Genomic DNA, 22,423 nt, shown 5'->3' on the forward strand with positions numbered 1-22,423 from the left:
AGTCAAATCATTTAACATAGTTATTAATACTCAGATAAACACTCTTAAAATAGTGATTCCGAACACTCTTAGTAATTGCTTTTTTATACAAGCTAAACAAACACCTAATAATATAGCTATTACTGATGAAAACATTGAGCTTACATATCAGCAAACAGCTAACCAAATTATAAATCTAGCGAGATACTTGTCAGAAAATGGCTATAATCATAATAGTATAATCTCTATATATAGTTCAAAACGATATGAGATTATCATTGCCTTTTTGGCAGTATCAAGTATAGGAGCAAGTTGCGTACAGTTAGATAAATCATTTCCTTTACCTTTGCTTAAAGATATTATTAACGATACAAACTCAGACCTAATCCTATGTGATGAGATACCAGATATTAAATCAGTTAAATGTATAAATTATATAAGTATCATCTCAAAATGTGATGACTCTAAAATTCAAGTACCTACTGATATAAACATAGATCCAGAAAAAGATTTTTGGCTAGTATACTCATCGGGTACTACAGGTAAAAATAAAGGAATTTCAATATCTCATAGAGCAATCCTAGAATCATATAAGATTAGAGAAACTATCAAACCATATGATAATAGTAGTTCGATTGGTTGTAATATTTACTATCTCTGGGAAGCTTTTAGACCTTTATTAAAAGGTGGAAGAACTAATATAATTCCAGATACAGTTCTTTATGATTTTAAAGCTCTTGCAAAATATATCAAAAACAAGAAGATTAATGAGATTCTTTTTACACCTTCGTATCTTGAAACTTTATTATCAACCTCTGAAGATACTGCTATAGAAATATTTCATGATATTGATACATGCTGGTTAAATGGTGAAGTAGTTTCTAGCTGGTTACAATACAAACTAGAAAAATTCATGAGCTCCACAAATATATATAATCTGTATTCCATATCTGAATGTCACGATGTTGCAGTATACAAATTACACCCAAATGATAAATATTTAGAAGAAGATGGCATTGTACCTGTTGGTCATGTACTACCAAAGGTTGATGCTGTCGTACTTAATGAGAATAAAGAAATAGTTAAGAATGGTCAAAAAGGAGAAGTATATATCCATTCTATAGGATTAGCTAATGAATATATTAACAGGCCTGATCTGAATGCAGAAAGATTTATCTCTGCAGCAAATAGCCCTATCAAAAAGCGACTTTATAAAACTGGAGATTTTGGTAAGCTCTCAGATGATGGACAATTAATAACAATATATGGTCGATGTGATTATATTATCAAACTAAGAGGCTATACCCTTTCACTACCATTTATTGAATCAGTTATAAAAGATAAACTCGACATAATGCACTGTATAGTCGATAAAACTGGTGCTACAAGAATGTCAGAATCACTGATTGCATATTTAGAGATCCCCAAAGAGAATCAAGATACTTTTCGCCAACAATGGAATCTAAAAGATAACAATAAGCCTTCTAAAAAACTACTAGACAAAATTGCTCCTCATCTAGCTCACTACATGCTCCCTAAATATATTGTTCTACTCGATGAAATACCTCTTAATAGATATTCAAACAAGCTTGATAGAAATAGTATCAAATATGACGATTTAATCATTGAAACTCAAGAAGTTCAAGCAATCAATAATTTGCAAGAATATAAAAGATTATGGTCAAATATCTTAAATATATCTGAAGATGATATATCTCTAACAAGCTGTTTTTTTGAGCTAGGTGGATCATCCTTATCTGCAATGTTACTTATAAGTAATCTAAAAGAGTTTGGCTTTGATATTAGTATCAGCAATTTTGTTGAAAAAAGTTCTTTGCAAGATAGTTATAATCTAGTAACAAATAATCAATCCTCAACAAAACAAAAGATAACCCAAGAGATCTTAGATGACATTAATAAATTCACAACCACAATAAAATCAAATATTTGCGAAGATTTACCCTCTACAAATACTGGAAATATCTTATTGACAGGCACAACAGGATTTTTAGGTTCTCACCTTCTAGCTCACTTAATATCAAATGATGAAATACAAACAATTTACTGCTTGGTAAGAGCTACAGATGAAAATCAAGCGAGACAAAGAGTCGAAAAAACTCTTGAAAAACTTAACGTTAAAACAAACTCAAAAATAGTCTATTTAAATGGAGATATTACTAAAACAAACTTTGGTTTAGATAGTAAAAAATGGTTAGAACTATCTAAAGATATAGATACAGTTATTCATACAGCAGCTTCTGTTAACCTACTATTACCTTATAATGCTTTGAAACCAAGCAATCTTGATGGAACAGCACATTGTATTGATTTTTGTCTTACGAATAAAAGTAAACATTTAATATACATATCCACTAATGGAATATTCCCATTACATCTGAATAAAGTTTTTGATGAATCTAACTCCATTGATTGGATTGAATCACTAGAGTCTGGCTACTCACAAACAAAGTGGGCAGCAGAAAAACTCGTTCATAAAATGATTGAAAAAGGTCTTAATGCAAGTGTTTTAAGACTAGGAAATATCTCACCTCAAACACCTAGCTATATAAACAAATCCGATACGAACTGGTTACTACTAAAAGAAATAATTACCCAGAATAAAATACCTCAAAATATAAACTTAGAAATGACTCCAGTAGATCATATAACTAAGATTGTAGAACATCTTATATTGACTGAACCAGACTACAACATCTTTAATATTACTAACAAAAATTTTCTTAACGCAAACATATTAGCTAAATGTTTCAATTATGAAACTATCGAATATAATAATTGGCTTGATGCTATTATAGATGGCTCAACAAAATTCTTAGCAAAAGATAACCTAAATATCGACTCATCAATATGTAACTATGATAGAACTAATTACCAAAAAATCATGAAAGAAATCAATATCAATTATCCAAAAATAACTGCTGAATATATAAATAATATTTTTCTAGGAGGTAAAGATGAGCTTACTTACAAATAAACATGTATTAATAGTCGGTGCCTCTAGTGGTATGGGTAAAGCTATTGCTAATGCATGTCGAGAAAAGCAAATGAAAATATCTTTATGCTCGCGTCGTGAAATTGATATTCAAGGTGATAATATATTTTTTCAATCAGTAGATATCCAGAATTTAGCTCAAGTAGAGAGTTTTATAAACCAAAGTATAGATAACTTTGGTGAATTCGATTATGTCATTAACTGTGCAGGTGTTATGTATTATCAATGTATAGAAAATAGAAATTACCAAGAATGGATGACTACCATAAATACTAATGTCATAGGATTCGCTAATCTTTTATACTCTGTACTACCATCACTAATTAAAAATAAAGGCATGCTAATCAACATAACTTCTGATGCTGCTAGGCAAGCCTTTCCAGGTCTAGCAATTTACTCAGGTTCAAAAGCTTTTATGGAATATACACTTAGAGCAATTCGTTTGGAGTTAATTGATAAAAATGTCAGAATTATCAACATCCAGCCTGGTAATGTTGCTACTCCATTGCAAAACATGTCTACAGATAATGAGGCTGTCAAAAAATATGCTAGCGATGATTCAGATAATTTCATACAGCCACAACAAATAGCTGAGACAATAATTTTTGCGATGAATCAACCAAAAAATGTTGCCATAAACGAAATACTAATAGAACCTCAAAAAGAGCCTATCAGCGGATAACTTCAAACTATATAAACATCTATACTTGTAATATTTCATTCAATTAGCTAATGTATAGATAAATTGTTCTTATTCTCAGGTTTTTTAGTTTGAATTTTAAAAAACGAGCTTTTCTATTTGGCTCGCTATCTGGAATATTTTGGGGTCTTGACTATACATTAGCAGGACAAGTTCACACACTTCTCACAATGACTTTTTTAGTTTCAATGTGGCTTACATCGATACATGATTTGGGAGTTGCAGCAACTGTTAGTGTCGTATCAAAATCATCTGTAAAAAGAGTTAAAGACCTAAAACTTTGGCAAATTATAAGTATATGCTGTATCCCACTTCTAGGTGGACTTGCGATGACTATGTATATGCTTTCGACAAGAGATATCTCTACTGGGACGGCAATCATAATATCATCATGCTATCCTGCTGTAGGAATGATAGGCGCGAGAATCTTTCTCAAGGAAAGCTTAACCCCTCTGAAAATATTAGGATTTATAATTGTTTTAATTGGTATTACCTTAACAGCCTATAGTGAATTATTTGATCAGGCAAATAGCATTATAGGTCTTAGCTTTGCAATTTTAGCAGCTATTTTCTGGGGACTAGAGGGAGTTATTTACAAAATGGTGTTGAATGCTGATGTCTCGGCAAATACATTACTTTTTCTACGCAAGATATCTACAGTTATCATATTTTTACCATTCACTTGGATTATAATCGATACAGTTAGTATTTATGTACTATTACTTATAGCTGCTATTGGTGTTATTGGTTATATTGCAGATCTAGCATATATGCAAGCATTTAAGTACTCAAATGTAACTTTAGCAATGTCACTAAATATTACTTACATTATTTGGGGGCCTTTATTTGCATTTATATTATTCGATCAAAGTATAAGTATTCTACTTCTTATAGCTTGTGCAATTTTAATATTCATGGGCAATTATCTAATATTTAAATCGAAATCAGTTTATTAAAAGACTGAATTTTCTCCATATAAATAATTTGGTAACTGAAAGGTATTAAGAGCATAACCTCCGACTAGATCAGATGATTGATCTCCTATCGAGATAAGTATCTTATATCCTAGAGATTCAATATAAGCCCTTCTCTCTGCCTTAAAATTTTTAAAGCCCTTGGAATTATATTCTGTCAAGTTATTTGGAAAAACAAATACATCTTCAAAACCTACATAACCAGCATTAGACAATGCCTGTTTTGTCGCTTCTAGATGCTTAGCAATACGCGCACTTATGAAAAATATTTTAAGTCCTTTAGCAAGACAGTAAAGATAGAAGTCTAAAGTAGCCTTGATTGGATAAGCACTAGTTTTTGCAAGTAGTTCATCCCAAATTTGATGATTCTCCTGTTGAGGAAAGCCTACTTCTTTAAAAGGATAATAATGATTCAATGAAGTTTCATCAATATCAAGAACTATGGCATGATTTTTTAATGAGGATTGAGCATCTATTATTTGCTTAGCTTTTTCAAGAATACTACTTACCTCATCTTCATGAGCTTGACTCTCATAATAAGAAACAACTTGTTCTTGTGTCATATATACGTTTATTTTAGACCTAATTCTTTCAATCTTTCTTCTAGAAATATTCCAGCTTGAGGATATTTTTCAGATAAATATACTTCTGGTTTAGGGTGTATAAAGCATGGTGTTGAAACTCGATCAAGATTTTCTATTTCACCTTCTGGCTTTACAACTCTATGCTTAGTTGCAATATACTCACCATTAGTCATTTCTTGAAGCATGTCACCGATATTTATAACTAGAGACTCACTATCACATGGCACATCATGCCATTGATTAGTTACTGGCGATAAAACTTGTAAACCTGGTGAAGAAGCTATTGGCAACAATGTAATTAAGTTGATATCTTCATGGGCTGCAGCTCTTACTGCACCTGGCTCTTCATCACCTTTCATAGCAGGATAATGTAATATTCTTAACAACGTACTTTCATAAGAAACAGTATCTCTTAATCGTTGTGGTAGCTTACTAGCAACAGCTGGATCCATATGCTCATCTATCCATTCAAGAAGTGTCTCGCCAAGCTTCATCATTTTTTCAAACATTTCTCTAGCTGCACTACTCACCTCCTTAGGATATCGACCATTAGGAAAATATAAATGATAGAAGTGCTTAATGTCTTTTACTGTTTCACCCTTTGCAACCTCAGAAACATCTTTTGGAAAATATCCATCTTGATTTTCAACATCAAATAAGTATTTATCAGCATCACCTGACTTTAAGAAATCTTGCCACTCATTATAAACAGTCTGGATAAGATTCCAGTCAATAGGATGAGTCTTTAAAACCGCAAAACCAGTTTCTTTCAAAGACTTCGTAAACTCTTCAGCTGCATTATCTGCATAGTAATCAACGCTACGGATATTCATTTTTACTCCATTTTTTTAGAGGGAAACAATTCAAGGATTGACTCTAATTATATCAATAATACTTTTATGTTTCATTAACTTGATGATATCTTAGATAGGAAAACTTAATTAAATAAACTTCTATATCTTCTTCTTTATTTTTCTACGCAAATATATCTCTAACTTATCAAGTGATCTTGCAAGTTTTTTACTTATTGCAATAAATGGTAATAAAGCTAATCCTATAAAAAATAATCCTGGTCCAGGAGTAAATATCATAATTAGACCAAGTATCAAAGCCACAATTGAAATTATTAAAAAGATTAATAAAACTAGAGGATTAGATAATTTTTTACGAGAATATCTATGCAATAAATAAAACCTTTTTCCTGGTTTAGCTTTTACTATACTTTTAAGTTTCAGTATCACTTTTAAACATACCTTCTAAGCTAAGCAAATAACGCTAGCTCTAATAATTTTAACCTCTTGGATGATGTTTTTGGTATATTTCTTGTAAGCGATTTTGAGATATATGTGTATAAATAGTTGTTGTTGATACATTACTATGACCTAACAATAACTGAACCGATCTAAGATCGGCACCATGATTGAGCAAATGTGTTGCAAAAGCATGTCTTAGAGTATGTGGTGATATATCTGTGTTTATACCCGCAATAAGCGCATAGCTCTTAATACGATGCCAAAAAGACTGACGAGTTATTCTCTTTGAATGTTTGCTAATAAAAACAGCTTTTTCTTTAAAGTTCTTTGCTAACGACTCACGCGACTCTTCAAAATACTTGTGTAAATATTCAAGCGCATACTCTCCTATCGGCACAATTCGCTCTTTCGAGCCTTTGCCCATTACTTGTATTACTCCGATATTCAAATCAATATCATGAGTATTTAGCCCAACCAACTCACTAACTCTCAAACCTGTGGCATACATAAGCTCTAGCATTGCCTTATCACGAATACCGATATCATCTGTTAAATCAGGAGCTTGAAGTAGTCTTTCGACATCAGTCTCTGTCATATCTTTAGGCAACTTTTTAGCTAACTTCGGCAAGGTTAATTTTGTAGTAGGATTAGTAGTAGCTTGTCCTGTCGATATAAGCCAATTATAGAACTTACGTAATGTAGATATCATACGCGCATTAGATCGACTACTATAACCATTCTTAGAACGATAAGATATAAAAGCATATAACTGCTCAAAATCAAGATTAATCAATTCTACTTGTGAGAAATAACTTTGTAAGAACTTTAGATCTGTGCGATAAGATGAAATAGTGTTTTGGCTTAAACCGTGCTCAAGCCAAAGATTATCAAGAAAAGCATCAACAGCTGTAGACACTTTTTGATTTTCCTAGAATTATACTTTTTCTTTAATTCTAGCAGCCTTACCAGTAAGACCTCTCATGTAGTATAGCTTAGCTCTACGTACATCTGCTCTCTTCTCAACAGTGATACTATCAATCAAAGGTGAATGCGTTTGAAAAGTTCTTTCTACACCCATACCTGAAGACATTTTTCTCACTGTGAAAGCAGAGTGAAGACCTCTGTTTCTTTTTCTAAGAACAAAACCTTTAAAAGCCTGAATTCTTTGCTTATCGCCTTCTCTAATCCATAGATTAACAGTGATTGAGTCACCTGGATTAAATTCTGGAAGATCTGTTCTGATTTGTGATTTTTCTACTAATTCAACAAATTTATTTTTCATTGTTTTCTCCTTTTGTGCTTACCATATCCATTTTATAATCATTTATAATTTGCTTATCTTCTTCAGATAGGCATAGGCACTCGATTAAATCTTTACGACGCTCATAAGTCCTTATCAACTTCTGTTTACGCCTCCATTTCGCTATTTCCTTATGATTACCAGATAACAAAACACCAGGTACTGCGTTACCATCAGGCAAAACAGCTGGCTTTGTATAGTGTGGGTAGTCCAAAAGACCATCATAAAAAGAATCCTCAATCATGGAATCCTTGTTACCCAACACCTCTGGCAATAGTCTTATTAGACTATCCATAACTAGCATAGCAGGGAGCTCACCACCACTTAATACAAAATCACCTACAGAGATTTCCTCATCAACATGATCTTGTACAAGGCGCTCATCAACCCCTTCATATCTGCCACAAAGTAGTATCAGTGAATCATTTTGCAAAAGCTCAAGAGCCTTCTCATGATTAAACACACCACCCTGAGGTGACAAGTATACTACTTTTGCATTATAACCTAAAGTACTTTTTGCTTCTTTAATAGCTTCAGATAAAGGTTCATATTTCATAACCATACCAGCGCCACCACCAAAACTAGTGTCATCTACAGTAGCATGCTTATCTGTTGCATAACTACGAGGGTTAAAATAATTTATAGATATTTTAGAGTCTTTAACTGCTCTAGCAGTAATCCCGAAATCACTTATTGCCCTAAACATCTCTGGAAATATAGATATTATTCCGAATTTCATTTTGAACACCTATTCTAAATCTTCCCTAATTGTATTACCTAGAACAAACAAACACAAATATTTGAGAGATAAAATACACTTTGTAGCAATGAATGCACATTGACGATTAGTATTTTATAAAATACGATAACGCAGTGCTAAGTGATTTCACATACTTTTTTCGAGATAAAAAGAATATGTTGCTAATGCTTACACAGCAAGTAGCGACATATTGTTAAGAAAAAATTATTGACTAATAATCATACTCCCAATCAACAACTATTTTTTTAGACTCAAGATCCTGACTAACTATATATTGCTTAACATAAGGAATTAAGTATTCACCAGAATCATTCTTACAAACAAGAACCTCGTTAGCTCCAGTTTCAATAATATCAATGACATTACCAAATGAATCATTAGCTGTATTAACTACTGAGCAACCTATCAAATCCTTGAAATAAGCTTCATCTTCTTCAACCTTAGGTAAGGCTTCTTTTGGTACACCAATTAAGGAATTTACATATTTCTTAGCCACTTCTGCACTATCAACACTAGCAAGTTTAATATACAACTTATCCCCTCTTCTAAAAACACTTTCTTCTTTGAGGGGTTGCCAAATATTATTAGCTGGCAATTGAATATACCAGTCACCATAGCTTAAAAGAGTTTCAATTGAATTCGCCAAAGGATATAAATTAAGCTCACCATCAAGCTTATATGTAGCACCAATCTTAGCTATTTCTACGAAGTCCTGTGACATAAAAGAAAAATTATTATGAAAATGACGCTATTAAGCAACTTTTTTTGCTTCTTTGATTAAGCTAGCTACTCTATCTGAAGGCTGAGCACCTTTAGCAAGCCAAGCTTCAGCTTTAGCTACATCAAGCTTTAATCTTTCTTCACCACCTTTAGCTAAAGGATTAAAGAAACCTAGCTTCTCGATAAATCTACCATCTCTTGGGCTTCTTTTATCAGCAACTACGATTCTATAGAAAGGACGCTTTTTAGCTCCACCACGAGCCATACGAATTACTACCATTTATTATTCTCCGGTTTTATCTTTTTATATTTCAAACTTTTCTTAGCTAAGCTTAGCAGCCATCCACTCAGCAAAAATTATGCAAAAATTTAATAGCAATACTTTAAAGTCTCTTAACCAAAATGTCAATAGTTGACTTTACATAAACATAATATATAATACCCGAAGTCGCTGAATTTAACAAACAACTTGCTTGCGACACTAAATAATAAGCTAAAGCGTTTCTACTAAATTTTATAAAAGATTTTCTAGAAACCTTTTAGCAAAACTAAAAGGGAGAACGAAATGTCAAAAAATTATTTATTCACATCTGAATCAGTTTCAGAAGGACATCCAGACAAACTAGCTGATCAAATTTCAGATGCCATCTTAGATGAAATCCTAAAACAAGATAAAAATGCTCGTGTAGCGTGTGAAACTCTTGTAAAAACAGGCATGGCTCTAGTTGCTGGTGAAATTACAACTTCTGCATGGATAGATATTGAAGAGTTAGTTAGAAAAGTAATTGTTGAAACAGGTTACGATGACGCAAACAAAGGTATCGATGGAAGAACTTGCTCAGTTATAAATGCTATTGGTAAACAATCAGGCGATATTGCCCAAGGTGTTGATCGTGGATCACTAGAAGACCTTGGTGCCGGAGATCAAGGGCTCATGTTTGGTTTTGCGACAAATGAAACTCCTACTCTTATGCCTTCTGCTATTTACTACTCTCATCTACTAATGAAAAAGCAAGCTGAGTTAAGAAAATCAGGAAAACTTGCTTGGTTAAGACCAGATGCAAAAGCTCAGGTTACACTTGCTTACGAAAATGATAAGCCTAAATTTATTGATACAATCGTACTTTCCACTCAGCACAATGAATCAATCTCACAAAAAGATCTTCATGATGCTGTGATAGAAGAAATTGTAAAAGAGGTAATTCCTGCTGAGCTAATTACAAAAGATACGAAGTATCACATCAATCCAACAGGTGTATTCTTAATAGGTGGTCCTCAAGGAGATTGCGGTCTTACGGGTAGAAAAATCATTGTTGATACTTACGGTGGAGCAGCTCATCATGGTGGTGGTGCATTCTCTGGTAAAGATCCATCTAAGGTAGATCGTTCTGGTGCATATATGGGTAGATATATCGCTAAAAATGTTGTTGCAGCTGGCCTAGCAGATAAATGCGAGGTTCAAGTAGCATACGCGATTGGTGTGGCAAAGCCAGTATCACTTATGATTAATACATTTGGTACAGGCAAAATTGCTGATAGCAAAATTGAACAACTAGTTTCAGAAGCTTTTGATCTTAGAGTCGGTAAGATTATCGAAAATCTTGATCTACTTAGACCAATTTATCGTAAAACCTCTAACTATGGCCATTTTGGTCGTGAGTTACCAGAATTCTCTTGGGAAAAAATAGATAAGGCAGATAATCTTAAGTCTGCTGCAAAAATTTAATTCTTCACACAGTTACGACCACATCTCAAAATTCCACTAACAAACTTTTTTAAACAAGCTTCATAACTAGTGGATCCATAAGTTAACCTAGTCATTTCAAACCCATAATAACATTTTTAACAACGAAGTCTGCGCCTATTATTAGTATCTCATTATTAGATCTTAACTTCTTTAATTACCTTTAATAAAAAAGCAACATTAGTGATTAAACCTTGCTCAATATCTTAACAAGATATTTCTACCAGACTATATTTTTCAAAATGACAATAAGAGAATGTTGATGGAATAATAATTCCAAGAAATATTTATTTAGATTATGCTGTCGTACTAGCTTTATTGTATTTTTTCTTTGCTTGAATAAATTCAATTTTTAAATCTTTATATTTTGATTTAATTTCTCTTATATCAGCCTTAGACAGTACATTCTCTTTCTTAGCTTTTAAGTATTCTTGCTTAGCACTATACATATTTTTAACATTTGTAACTAACTTAGCGTACATTTCTTCAATACCTAAGTGGAATGTTTTATTCTTTTTAGTTAATGCCTCATCAAGTTTAACCTTTGCTTTTGCAATTTCAATCAAATGCTTAGGCGTAGTTTTAAGATCATAACACCAGCCCATTTTTGCAAAACCTGCTATTAGCCATTTAGAAGGATCTAAATCAAACCATCTGATACCATTTCTGTAATCTCCTGCAAATGCATGATGATAATTGTGATAACCTTCTCCACCAGTTACAATAGCTGTTATCCAACTATCTCTAGCTGTGTTTTTTGTAGAGTATGGTCTTCTTCCTATAGTATGAGCTAAAGAGTTAATACAAAAAGTCGCATGATGAACTAGTACAGCTCTCAAAAAACCACCTAATAGTAAAAAACCTAAAGCACTATGCCAAGCAGCAGTTAACGTACCACCAGATAAGAAACCAAAAACAAATCCAAGCAACGCAGGCAAACCAAAACATGCTAGAATAGCTAGCACAGTATAGTTATTATGCTGATACACCAATGCCTTATCTTTCAATAAATCATTAATACCTCTAATTTCTTGAACATCTGGGCTACTATGTCTTAGCAACCAACCAAAGTGTGAAAACCAGAATCCTCTTGTCGCAGCGTAAGGATCTTTGACAGGATCGTCAACATCTTTATGGTGTTTTCTATGATCTGATGACCATTGAATTACACTATTTTGTAATGCTGCTGTACCAAAAACCAAAAGAATGTAACTAACTATTTTGTTAGCCTTATATGTCTTGTGCGACCACAGCCTATGATATCCCATTGTAATACTTATACCTGTAAGAGCATAGAAAACGAAAAGACACACATAATCAGCTGTAGTAAAGCCGATAGTCATTGCATACCACGGCACAGCAATCATTGTAACCAATGGAAGAAGTAATAATCCGAAGACACTCTTCCATACGATACTACCTTCTTTTTCGATAGATTGATGTATTATTTCATTATTATTCATTTAGAACCTTTAACCTTTTTTTGAATTTAACCCACATGATGTGAGTATGGAATTTACTATTTACGATACTATAGTATCATGAAACTAGTATTTTTGATAGTTATTTATAGTAGCCCTAAATTTGAGCTCTTGCTTTGACGTTAATACTTAAGTCAGAATCCTTATAGCCATTAGCATATCTATAGGCACCAGCAAGGGCTATCATAGCACCATTATCTGTGCAATATTTCATTGGAGGGAAAAATATCTCATAACCCTTATTCTTGGATAGTATATCCAACTTAGAACGTAGCAATTTATTTGCACTAACACCACCAGAAATCACTAATCTTCTATTTTTTGTTTGCTTCAAAGCCTTGCTACATTTTGATACTAAGACATCTACAGCTGCATCTTGAAAAGCATAACAAAGATTTGCCTTATTTTCTTGAGATTTATCCTCTTCTGAATACCAAGTATTTAGCACCGCAGTCTTTAAACCACTAAAACTAAAATCTAAGTTAGGCTTATTTTTCATTGGGCGAGGTAAATTATACCTATTTTTATCTGCAGCTTTATCAGCAAGATTAGCCACTTCGACTCCACCAGGGTATGGCATTCCTAAAAGTTTGGCAGTTTTATCGAATGCCTCCCCGGCAGCATCATCAATAGACTCACCCAGCAGAGAATATTTACCAAAACCTCTGACTTCAAATAACTGTGTATGACCTCCAGACACTAATAGTGCTACAAATGGATACTCTATAACACTATTTTGATCTAGAAGAGGAGATAGTAGGTGTCCCTCGAGATGATGCACAGCAACAGTATCAATATTATGAATCATCCCTAAAGTTTTAGCAAAAGTTGCCCCCACCATCAAAGCGCCGACCAGTCCGGGCATTGCTGTATATGCAATGCAATCTATATGATCAAAGCTTAAATCAGCCTCTTCAAGGACTTGTTTAGTCAACACATTTAGCTTAGCTATATGCTCTCGAGATGCAAGTTCTGGAACTACACCACCATACTTCTTGTGCAATTCAATTTGACTATATAAAGTATCTGCAATAATAGTCTTAGACTTATAGTCATAAACAGATACACCAGTTTCATCACAAGAGCTTTCTATACCGAGAACAAGCATTACTTCTTAGCAGTCCCTGCACCACCATTAGTTTTTGTAATCTGAATAAACTTGGTTATAAAAGAACCAACAACTAAGCCAATAACAAAAGCTATAGACAAAAGTACCATTAAGGGCAATGTTGTACTACCAAATATATAATCAAAGCTAACGTTATCAGTATTTAATATAGACAAAAACACAATTACAATAATTGCCAAACCAAACAATATTTGCCAAAATAACTTTTTAACTGTACTAAACATAAATTACATTCTTAAATAAAATATATTGACAATATTATAGTTAATTTTTTTGAAATTATAAAACTTAATTTGATAGATAAATTAGAAAAACTATTTAATATCACATATATAAGATATGTGATATGGATTTATTGAAAATTATTAGAAGTCTAAAGATTCCAAGGCGTTTCTCAATGACTCTTCAATATCTTCATTGATATCCTTGTCTTCTTTTTCAATTTGATTCTCAAACGAAGAAGACTCTTCAGTGTCAAATGATGATGCATCTGTAAACAGTGTATTATCTTCGACACCAAGCTCTTCTCTCATCTTCTCAATCTTATTAGACTCTTTTCTAACTGCTAAGCCAGTACCCGTCGGAATCAACCTACCAATAAGAACATTTTCTTTAAGTCCTCTTAACTGATCGACTTGAGAATGTATTGAAGCCTCTGTTAATACTCTAGTCGTTTCTTGGAATGATGCAGCAGACAAGAACGACTCTGTAGATAAAGATGATCGAGTAATACCCATTAAAGTAAGTTCATACTCAACCAATGATTTATCCTCTTTAGATAATCTGTCATTTTCTTCAAGTATTCTTACTAGTTCAATACTTTCATTTTTGACAAACTTACTATCACCTTCCTCAAGTATTGTCGCTTTTCTTAACATTTGTCTGACAATAGTCTCAATATGTTTATCATTAATTACAACACCTTGCATACGATATACAGACTGAGCCTCAATTAAGATATAATCAGCAAACGCCTCAAGCCCCTTATACTTTAGAAGGTCATGTGGATCAGTAGGTCCATCCGCCAGAACATCACCTTTTGATACTGGTTCACCATCAAAAACAACCAAATGTCTAGACTTAGGTAACAGTATTTCTTCTGTAATATGACCATTCTTATCTAAGATTTCAATTCTTTGCTTCTCTTTAGTATCTCTATTACCCAATCTAACCACACCATCACAAGGTGATAATATAGCAGCATCTTTTGGACGTCTAGCTTCGAAAAGTTCAGCAACACGCGGAAGACCACCTGTAATATCCTTGTTCTTAGATCCTTCTAAAGGAATCTTAGCAACCACATCACCAACCTCTAGAACCGAATCATCAGCAACATTCAATACAGCACCTACAGCTAATGAAATTGATTTAAGCTCATTACCTTTTTCATCAACAATCTTAACTACAGGTTTTAAGTTCTTAGATGTTGTTCTTTGAGATATTGAAGTTATCTCAATAGTTTGCTGACCTGTTAGATCATCATATGTATGCTTTGATGTGATACCATCAATAACATCCTCTAAAACTACTTTACCAGCAACATCTGTAATCAATGGTTGAGCATGCGGATCCCAAGTAGCAATAACATCGCCAATCTCAACACCCTTGCCACTTGCTAAAGGAACAACCGCACCCATAGGGATTTTATGTTGCTCTCTAACACGACCCATAGTATCAGAAACTATAATTTCACCAGCTCTTGATATAACTATATTTTGGCCATCTTTATTTGTAACTGTTCTGATGTTTTTGAACTTGATCTTACCAGCAGTTTTAACTTTGATATCAGATACTGTAATACCCAATGATGCCGCACCACCAGTATGGAACGTTCTCATCGTAAGCTGTGTACCTGGCTCACCAATTGACTGAGCAGCAATTACACCGACAGATTCACCAACATTAACCTTTCTCTCACGAGCAAGGTCACGACCATAACATTTAGCACATAAGCCTCTACGAGTTTTACATGTAATTGGAGATCTAACCTTGATCATGTCAATACCATTATCATCAAGTATCTCAACAAGGTTTTCATCAAGTAGAGTACCAGCTTCTAATAGAACTACTCCTTTTTCAGTCACAACATCAGCAGCTAATGTTCTACCTAAAGCTCTCTCTACTAAAGGAACTTTAACTTCACCATCTTCAACGATAGCTGAAAACATTAAACCATCATCAGTACCACAATCTTCTTCGATAACAACTAAATCTTGAGCAACATCCACAAGTCTACGAGTTAAGTAACCAGCGTTAGCTGTCTTCAATGCTGTATCGGCCAAACCTTTACGAGCACCGTGAGTAGATGTAAAGTACTGTAATACTGACAAACCTTCTCTAAAGTTCGCCGTAATAGCAGTTTCAATCATCGTTCCATCTGGCTTAGCCATTAGACCACGCATACCTGCAAGCTGTCTCATCTGGTTATAAGAACCCCTTGCGCCTGATTTTGCCATCATATATACAGAGTTAAACGATTCAATTTCTTTATTCTCACCATTCACCATTACAGTATCTTTAGATATAGCATCCATCATTGAAGCACCAACCTCATCAGAAGTTTTGCTCCAAATATTAATGATATTGTTATATCTCTCATTTTCTGTAATTAATGATGACTGATATTGCTCTGTAATATGTTTAATTTCTTTTTCTGCTTCTTCTACTTTAGCTTCTTTAGTTTCAGGTATTGTCATATCATCAACACCTACAGAAACACCTGATAATGTTGAGTATTTGAAACCTGCATACATTAGTTTATCAGCTAAAACTACAGTTGCTTTGCCACCTAACACTCTAAATGCCTGGTTAATGATTTTAGAAATTTCTTTCTTAACAAGCACTTTATTTAATAGCGAGAATGATAATCCTTCAGGCAATATATTAAGAAGTAATGCTCTACCAACAGTAGTATTCACAACTCCTTTCTCGTTATAAGTATTACCTTTAGTATCAAAAACTTGTCTATCTATTCTAAGCTTGATTTTAGCATGGATATCTATAGTGCCAGAGTTATATGCTCTACTAACGTCATCATAGTTTGAGAATAATTTACCTTCACCTCGAGCACCCTCTTTCTCTCTAGTGATATAGTACAAACCTAGTACAATATCTTGAGTAGGAGTAATAATTGGCTGACCAGATGCTGGAGATAAGATGTTGTTTGTAGACATCATCAACACTCTAGCTTCTAATTGAGACTCTACAGTTAATGGTACGTGTACAGCCATTTGGTCACCATCGAAATCAGCGTTAAATGCCGCACAAACCAAAGGATGTAGCTGTATCGCTTTACCTTCGATTAGCTTAGGTTCAAATGCCTGAATACCAAGTCTATGAAGTGTTGGAGCACGGTTTAGTAATACAGGATGCTCATTGATAACAACTTCTAAAATATCCCATACAACTGCTTCTTCAAGCTCAACCATTCTCTTAGCTTGCTTAATAGTTGTTGCGTAACCACCTAATCTTAACTTAGAGTATACAAAAGGCTTGAATAGCTCTAATGCCATCTTCTTAGGTAAACCACACTCATGCAGTCTTAAAGATGGGCCTACTGTAATCACAGAACGACCAGAGTAATCTACACGCTTACCAAGTAAGTTCTGACGGAAACGTCCTTGCTTACCTTTTATCATATCAGCAAGAGACTTAAGTGGACGTTTATTTGAACCTGTTACAGCCCTACCACGTCTACCGTTATCTAGTAGCGCATCTACAGATTCCTGTAACATTCTCTTTTCATTTCTAACAATAATATCTGGAGCATTTAAATCCAATAGTTTTTTAAGTCTATTGTTTCTATTAATTACCCTACGATACAAATCATTAAGATCAGAAGTTGCAAATCTACCACCTTCAATTGGAACTAATGGTCTTAAATCTGGCGGTAAAACTGGTAATACAGTCATTACCATCCACTCAGGTTTATTTCCAGATGCTTGGAAAGTTTCAAGAAGTCTCAATCTCTTGATTGCTTTTTCTCTTTTGGCTGTAGACTTACTTTCTTCATACTCAGCTTGTAAAGACTCTATTTCAGTTTCAAGATCCGTATCTGCTAATAAATCTCTGATAGCCTCTGCACCCATAGATGCTTCAAACTCATAACCATAGTTCTCTAAAGCTTCTGCGTACTCATCATCCGTAAGAAGCTGCTTCTTCTCTAACGGAGTCATACCCGGATCTGTAACTATATAAGACTCGAAATATAAAACTTTCTCAACATTCTTCAATGGCATATCAAGGAATAAGCCAATTCTAGAAGGTAAAGATTTCAAATACCAAATATGTACTACAGGACATACCAAATCTATATGTCCCATTCTTTCTCTACGGACAGAAGCTTTTTCTACTTCAACACCACAACGCTCACATACTACGCCTCGGTGCTTAAGTCTCTTATACTTACCGCATAGACACTCATAATCTTTAATTGGGCCGAAGATTTTTGCACAGAATAATCCATCTCTTTCAGGCTTAAATGTTCTATAATTTATAGTTTCTGGTTTTTTAACTTCACCATGAGACCATGAACGAATGACCTCAGGAGATGCTAAAGATATTTTAATAATATCAAACTTTTTACTATTGTAATTTTGATGTAGGATACCGTTATTCACAGGTAATTCTCCTATACTTTTATTTTAAATAACAAAAAATAAGTAGCTTTAAATTAAGATGCTTATTCTTCCTCAGATGAATAGTCAAAATCCATGTCTATACCCAACGCTCTAACTTCATTTCTTAAAACATTGAATGACTCTGGAACATCTACATTCATAGTTAACTTACCATCAACTATGTTCTTATACATCTTAGATCTACCAGCTATATCATCCGATTTAACCGTTAACATTTCTCTTAATGTATAAGCAGCACCATATGCTTGTAATGCCCAAACTTCCATCTCACCAAATCTTTGACCACCAAATTGCGCTTTACCACCTAGTGGTTGCTGCGTAACTAGGCTATAAGATCCAGTTGATCTAGCATGCATTTTATCATCTACCAAATGGTCTAGTTTGAGCATATACATGTATCCAACTGTTACATGCCTATCAAATGCTTTACCAGTACGACCATCAAATAGTTTCATCTGACCATTTGCCGCAAAACCACCTATTTTTAGTAATGATTTAATATCTTCCTCTTTTGCACCATCGAATACAGGAGTTGCAATCGGCACCCCTCCTTTTAGATTTTCACAAAGATTAAGTACTTCTTCATCACTTAAAGTTTTAAGATTAACTTTTTTATCGCCCACACTATTATAGACTTCTTCTAAAGTTTTTCTTAACTCAGCTGCTTTTCTTGTCTTTTCAAGTGTTTGCTCTACCCTCTTACCTAAACCATAAGATGCTAGACCTAAATGCGCTTCAAGAATCTGCCCTATATTCATACGCGACGGTATACCTAATGGATTCAAACAAACATCTACCGGAGTACCATCTTCCATGTACGGCATATCTTCAATAGGAAGCACTCTTGAAACTACACCCTTGTTACCGTGACGTCCTGCCATTTTATCACCAGGCTGAATACGCTTCTTAATAGCAACAAAAACTTTAACAGTCTTAAGCACACCAGGAGATAGCTCATTACTTTGAGTGATTGATTTCTTCTTAGTTTCGAATCTAGCGTCTACAGCTATCTTAGCTTCTTCATAGTATTCTCTAGCATTCTGTACTTTTTGCTCAAGCTTTTCATCTTCAAAAGATATTTCCAACCACTTAGCAAAAGGTAGCTTTTCTAAGAACTCTTTTGTAAGAACAGCACCTTTCTTAAGACCTTTTGCTTTTTGAATCTTAGCGCCTATAACATCTGCTTCAATTGATGATTTAACTACAGATTCTATTACAGCAAATTCCTCATCAAAATCCTTGCGCGCCTTGTCAATTAACTCTTTCTCAATCTTAAGGGCTCTTTTGCTTTTACCGCCTTTATCATTTTCGAAGACTTGAACATTGATTACAGTACCAGAAGTACCACTTGGCATTCTTAATGAACTATCAGCAACATTTGAAGCTTTTTCATTAAAGATAGCTCTTAGAAGTCTTTCTTCTGGAGTTAATTGTTGCTCAGCCTTAGGTGTAATCTTAGCAACTAAGATATCACCCGCCTCAACATTAGCACCAATATGAACAATACCTGACTCATCAAGCTTAGCAAGACTTGACTCACTCACATTTGGAATATCTGCTGTTACTTCTTCTGGACCTAATTTAGTATCACGAGCAACACAAGTAAATTCTTCGATATGGATACTAGTATACTTATCATCTTTTACTATTCTTTCAGAAAGTAAAATTGAATCCTCAAAGTTATAACCATTCCACGGCATGAATGCAACCATAAGATTATGACCAAGCGACAACTCGCCAAAATCTGTTGCAAAACCATCCGCTAGAATATCTCCTGCTTCAACTTTATCACCAACATTAACTATTGGACGCTGATTAATACAAGTATTTTTGTTAGAGCGTTTGAACTTTGTCAAGCTATAAATATCAACTAACTTACTTGTTTGTGATTTTTCAGTATCAACTTTAATAACTATTCTATTAGAATCTACTTCAGCTATCTCTCCAGCATTTCTTGCAACAATACAGTTACCTGAATCTCTAGCGACTATCTTCTCCATACCTGTACCCACTAAAGGTTTTTCAGATTTTAGAGTTGGTACAGCTTGGCGTTGCATGTTTGCACCCATCAATACCCTGTTAGCATCATCATGTTCCAAAAATGGTATCAATGCCGCCGCCGCCGAAACCATCTGCTTGGCAGAAACATCCATATACTGAACCCTACTTGACTCAGTAAATATAGCTTCACCACCAGAACGACACTGAATAAGATCTTCTACAAAGTGGTTATTTTTATCAAGCTTAGTCGATGCCTGCGCAATTACATAATGATCTTCATCTATAGCTGACAAATACTCAATTTCATTAGTTACTTTACCATTTACGACTTTTCTATATGGTGCTTCTAAGAAGCCATAATCATTAACTCTTGCATAGCTTGCCAATGAGTTAATAAGACCAATATTTGGACCTTCGGGAGTCTCAATAGGACATAATCTACCATAGTGAGTTGCGTGAACGTCACGAACTTCGAAGCCTGCTCTGTCACGGGATAAACCACCTGGACCTAGTGCTGAGATTCTTCTCTTGTGAGTTACTTCAGATAGAGGGTTATCCTGATCCATAAACTGCGATAAAGCACCTGATGTAAAGAATTCTTTAATTGCTGCTGTAATAGGCTTAGAATTCACGATATCTTTAGGCATAAGCTTATCTTTATGAACTAACGACATACTTTCACGAATACCTTTCTCGACACGGTAAAGACCTATTCTAAATTGGTTCTCAACCATTTCACCGACAGAACGCACACGTCTATTCCCTAAGTGATCAATGTCGTCAACCTTTCCTTTACCATCACGAATATTAATAAGCTCTTCTATAACCCCTACAATATCACTATTCTCCAGAGTATAAATATCTCCGGATACTTTATCAGAACCTAATCTTGCATTCAGCTTCATCCTACCGATATCAGATAAGCTATATCTACTTTCGATAAAGAACAGTCCTTCAAAAAGAGCTTTCACAGAAGCTGCTGCTGGAGGATCACCTGGTCTAAGAACTTTATATATTTCTACAAGTGCTTCATCTGTATTTTTAGTAAGATCGTATTTAAGAGTATCTGATATATATCTACCTCTTTCAGTAGTTATAAAATCAATAACTTCTAATTCAAGCATGCCAACTTCTACACACGCTTCTAATAAACTTTCTGTAACATCGTCATTAGCGTAAGCTATAACTTCACCTGTTACCTCATTAACAATGTCTTTTGCTACTCTAAGAGTACTAACCAAATCAAAATCAATTGCTACAGAGTCAACGCCTGCGTCTTTGATTTTCTTGATATCTCTAGATGTTAATTTCTTATTTTTCTTGACTATTGTCTTATCATTTTCATCAACAATATCAAATTTAAGCACTTCACCTTTCATTCCTGATAAATTATCAAGCTTAAGTGCAAAACCTTTATTATTAAAACTAATTGTCTTACTATCAGAGAAATTACTTAGTATCTCCTCTTGTGTATATCCAAGAGCTTTTAAAATCACTGTAGCGCAAAACTTTCTCTTTCTATCAATTCTAGCCCATACAATACCTTTGGAGTCAAACTCAAAATCAAGCCATGAACCTCTGTATGGGATAATGCGCGCCGAAAACGCTCCATCTTCTGAATCATCCTTGCTAAAGAATACACCAGGAGATCTATGTAATTGTGAAACAACAACTCTTTCAGTACCGTTAATTATAAAAGTACCGTTAATTGTCATAAGAGGAATATCTCCCATGTAGACATATTCTTCTCTAATATCTTCTACAACCTTTTCGTTAGGAAGAGCTTCTTTATTATATACAACCAACCTTAACTTTACATTTAATGGCGCATCATATGTAGCACCGCGGACTTGACACTCTGTTTCATCAAAAGTAGGTTCCCCAATTTGATAATCAACATAATGAAGTTCATATTGACCATTTTTACTTTCGACAGGAAAAGATTGCTTTAACACTAATTCAAGACCAGAGTGAAGTCTACCTTTTGCATCATCTGCATTTAAAAATTTCTTATAAGACTCTGTTTGAACGGAAAGTAAATATGGCACATCTAAGATATGAGGGAGAACCCCAAACTCTTTGCGAATTCTTTTTTTCTCAGCGTATGAGTAAGACATCAAAAACATCCCTAAGATTTTGTTTACA

At 34.1% G+C, this 22,423-nt stretch carries 17 protein-coding genes; 4 read left to right on the forward strand and 13 right to left on the reverse strand.

Annotated elements, in window-relative coordinates:
* Positions 1 to 52 precede the first annotated feature (52 nt).
* The 3 genes from F3D59_RS05580 (at position 53) to F3D59_RS05590 (ending at position 4,648) form a co-directional block, all read left to right on the forward strand.
* Positions 53 to 2,974 (forward strand): non-ribosomal peptide synthetase, encoded by a 2,922-nt coding sequence (locus tag F3D59_RS05580; protein ID WP_224721163.1) that lies wholly within the window; start codon positions 53 to 55, stop codon positions 2,972 to 2,974.
* Positions 2,955 to 3,674, forward strand: a complete 720-nt coding sequence (locus F3D59_RS05585) for an SDR family oxidoreductase (RefSeq protein ID WP_150464119.1) — start codon at positions 2,955 to 2,957, stop codon at positions 3,672 to 3,674. The genes F3D59_RS05580 and F3D59_RS05585 overlap by 20 nt, the downstream gene beginning before the upstream one ends.
* 89 nt (positions 3,675 to 3,763) lie before the next feature.
* A complete protein-coding gene (locus F3D59_RS05590) occupies positions 3,764 to 4,648 on the forward strand; it encodes a DMT family transporter (protein ID WP_150464120.1) in 885 nt (294 codons plus the stop codon).
* On the opposite strand, the gene F3D59_RS05595 is transcribed toward F3D59_RS05590, so the two are convergent.
* The 8 genes from F3D59_RS05595 to rpsP form a co-directional block, all read right to left on the reverse strand.
* On the reverse strand, positions 4,645 to 5,229 hold the full coding sequence (locus F3D59_RS05595) for an HAD family acid phosphatase (RefSeq protein ID WP_150464121.1): 585 nt from the start codon (positions 5,227 to 5,229) through the stop codon (positions 4,645 to 4,647). The two genes, F3D59_RS05590 and F3D59_RS05595, sit on opposite strands and share 4 nt — an antisense overlap.
* A gap of 8 nt (positions 5,230 to 5,237) precedes the next feature.
* Complete coding sequence (locus F3D59_RS05600; protein WP_150464122.1) at positions 5,238 to 6,083, reverse strand: 2OG-Fe(II) oxygenase family protein; 846 nt, start codon at positions 6,081 to 6,083, stop codon at positions 5,238 to 5,240.
* Between the two features lie 120 nt (positions 6,084 to 6,203).
* Entirely contained in the window at positions 6,204 to 6,491 is a 288-nt protein-coding gene (locus F3D59_RS05605; protein ID WP_150464123.1) for a hypothetical protein, read from the reverse strand.
* Positions 6,492 to 6,540: 49 nt separating this feature from the next.
* Positions 6,541 to 7,419 (reverse strand): site-specific tyrosine recombinase XerD, encoded by an 879-nt coding sequence (xerD, locus tag F3D59_RS05610; protein ID WP_150464124.1) that lies wholly within the window; start codon positions 7,417 to 7,419, stop codon positions 6,541 to 6,543.
* Positions 7,420 to 7,437: 18 nt separating this feature from the next.
* Positions 7,438 to 7,785 carry a 50S ribosomal protein L19 gene (gene rplS, locus F3D59_RS05615; protein WP_013922421.1) on the reverse strand — a complete coding sequence of 116 codons (348 nt, stop codon included), beginning with the start codon at positions 7,783 to 7,785 and terminating at the stop codon, positions 7,438 to 7,440.
* A complete protein-coding gene (gene trmD / locus F3D59_RS05620; protein ID WP_150464125.1) occupies positions 7,775 to 8,542 on the reverse strand; it encodes a tRNA (guanosine(37)-N1)-methyltransferase TrmD in 768 nt (255 codons plus the stop codon). Before trmD ends, rplS begins: the two co-directional genes overlap by 11 nt.
* Positions 8,543 to 8,774: 232 nt before the next feature.
* Positions 8,775 to 9,284 (reverse strand): ribosome maturation factor RimM, encoded by a 510-nt coding sequence (gene rimM, locus F3D59_RS05625; protein ID WP_149368821.1) that lies wholly within the window; start codon positions 9,282 to 9,284, stop codon positions 8,775 to 8,777.
* A 30-nt stretch (positions 9,285 to 9,314) separates the two neighbouring features.
* Entirely contained in the window at positions 9,315 to 9,563 is a 249-nt protein-coding gene (gene rpsP / locus F3D59_RS05630) for a 30S ribosomal protein S16 (RefSeq protein ID WP_004287066.1), read from the reverse strand.
* A gap of 285 nt (positions 9,564 to 9,848) precedes the next feature.
* Between rpsP and metK the strand changes: the two genes are divergently transcribed.
* Positions 9,849 to 11,009, forward strand: a complete 1,161-nt coding sequence (gene metK / locus F3D59_RS05635; RefSeq protein ID WP_150464126.1) for a methionine adenosyltransferase — start codon at positions 9,849 to 9,851, stop codon at positions 11,007 to 11,009.
* Between the two features lie 314 nt (positions 11,010 to 11,323).
* Here metK and F3D59_RS05640 read toward each other — a convergent pair whose 3' ends face one another.
* The 5 genes from F3D59_RS05640 to rpoB form a co-directional block, all read right to left on the reverse strand.
* On the reverse strand, positions 11,324 to 12,490 hold the full coding sequence (locus F3D59_RS05640; RefSeq protein WP_150464127.1) for an acyl-CoA desaturase: 1,167 nt from the start codon (positions 12,488 to 12,490) through the stop codon (positions 11,324 to 11,326).
* Between the two features lie 115 nt (positions 12,491 to 12,605).
* A complete protein-coding gene (tsaD, locus tag F3D59_RS05645; protein WP_150464128.1) occupies positions 12,606 to 13,616 on the reverse strand; it encodes a tRNA (adenosine(37)-N6)-threonylcarbamoyltransferase complex transferase subunit TsaD in 1,011 nt (336 codons plus the stop codon).
* Complete coding sequence (locus tag F3D59_RS05650) at positions 13,616 to 13,861, reverse strand: lipopolysaccharide assembly protein LapA domain-containing protein (protein WP_013922415.1); 246 nt, start codon at positions 13,859 to 13,861, stop codon at positions 13,616 to 13,618. The genes tsaD and F3D59_RS05650 overlap by 1 nt, the downstream gene beginning before the upstream one ends.
* A 141-nt stretch (positions 13,862 to 14,002) precedes the next feature.
* Positions 14,003 to 18,256: a DNA-directed RNA polymerase subunit beta' gene (gene rpoC, locus F3D59_RS05655; protein WP_150464129.1), complete on the reverse strand. Its 4,254-nt coding sequence runs from the start codon at positions 18,254 to 18,256 to the stop codon at positions 14,003 to 14,005.
* A gap of 62 nt (positions 18,257 to 18,318) precedes the next feature.
* The gene (rpoB, locus tag F3D59_RS05660) at positions 18,319 to 22,395 is read right to left on the reverse strand and encodes a DNA-directed RNA polymerase subunit beta (RefSeq protein WP_150464130.1); all 4,077 of its coding nucleotides are present in this window, start codon (positions 22,393 to 22,395) and stop codon (positions 18,319 to 18,321) included.
* Between the last annotated feature and the right edge of the window lie 28 nt (positions 22,396 to 22,423).

Source organism: Francisella sp. XLW-1 (genome assembly GCF_008711455.1).
GTDB classification, from domain to species: Bacteria; Pseudomonadota; Gammaproteobacteria; order Francisellales; family Francisellaceae; genus Francisella; species Francisella salimarina.

Excerpts from the sequence above, each read along its gene's own strand:
- F3D59_RS05585 (WP_150464119.1), top strand. The coding sequence starts at position 2,955 with ATGAGCTTACTTACAAATAAACATGTATTAATAGTCGGTGCCTCTAGT.
- F3D59_RS05595 (WP_150464121.1), bottom strand. The coding sequence starts at position 5,229 with ATGACACAAGAACAAGTTGTTTCTTATTATGAGAGTCAAGCTCATGAA.
- F3D59_RS05600 (WP_150464122.1), bottom strand. The coding sequence starts at position 6,083 with ATGAATATCCGTAGCGTTGATTACTATGCAGATAATGCAGCTGAAGAG.
- rplS (WP_013922421.1), bottom strand. The coding sequence starts at position 7,785 with ATGAAAAATAAATTTGTTGAATTAGTAGAAAAATCACAAATCAGAACA.
- trmD (WP_150464125.1), bottom strand. The coding sequence starts at position 8,542 with ATGAAATTCGGAATAATATCTATATTTCCAGAGATGTTTAGGGCAATA.
- rimM (WP_149368821.1), bottom strand. The coding sequence starts at position 9,284 with ATGTCACAGGACTTCGTAGAAATAGCTAAGATTGGTGCTACATATAAG.
- rpsP (WP_004287066.1), bottom strand. The coding sequence starts at position 9,563 with ATGGTAGTAATTCGTATGGCTCGTGGTGGAGCTAAAAAGCGTCCTTTC.
- metK (WP_150464126.1), top strand. The coding sequence starts at position 9,849 with ATGTCAAAAAATTATTTATTCACATCTGAATCAGTTTCAGAAGGACAT.
- F3D59_RS05640 (WP_150464127.1), bottom strand. The coding sequence starts at position 12,490 with ATGAATAATAATGAAATAATACATCAATCTATCGAAAAAGAAGGTAGT.
- tsaD (WP_150464128.1), bottom strand. The coding sequence starts at position 13,616 with ATGCTTGTTCTCGGTATAGAAAGCTCTTGTGATGAAACTGGTGTATCT.
- F3D59_RS05650 (WP_013922415.1), bottom strand. The coding sequence starts at position 13,861 with ATGTTTAGTACAGTTAAAAAGTTATTTTGGCAAATATTGTTTGGTTTG.
- rpoB (WP_150464130.1), bottom strand. The coding sequence starts at position 22,395 with ATGTCTTACTCATACGCTGAGAAAAAAAGAATTCGCAAAGAGTTTGGG.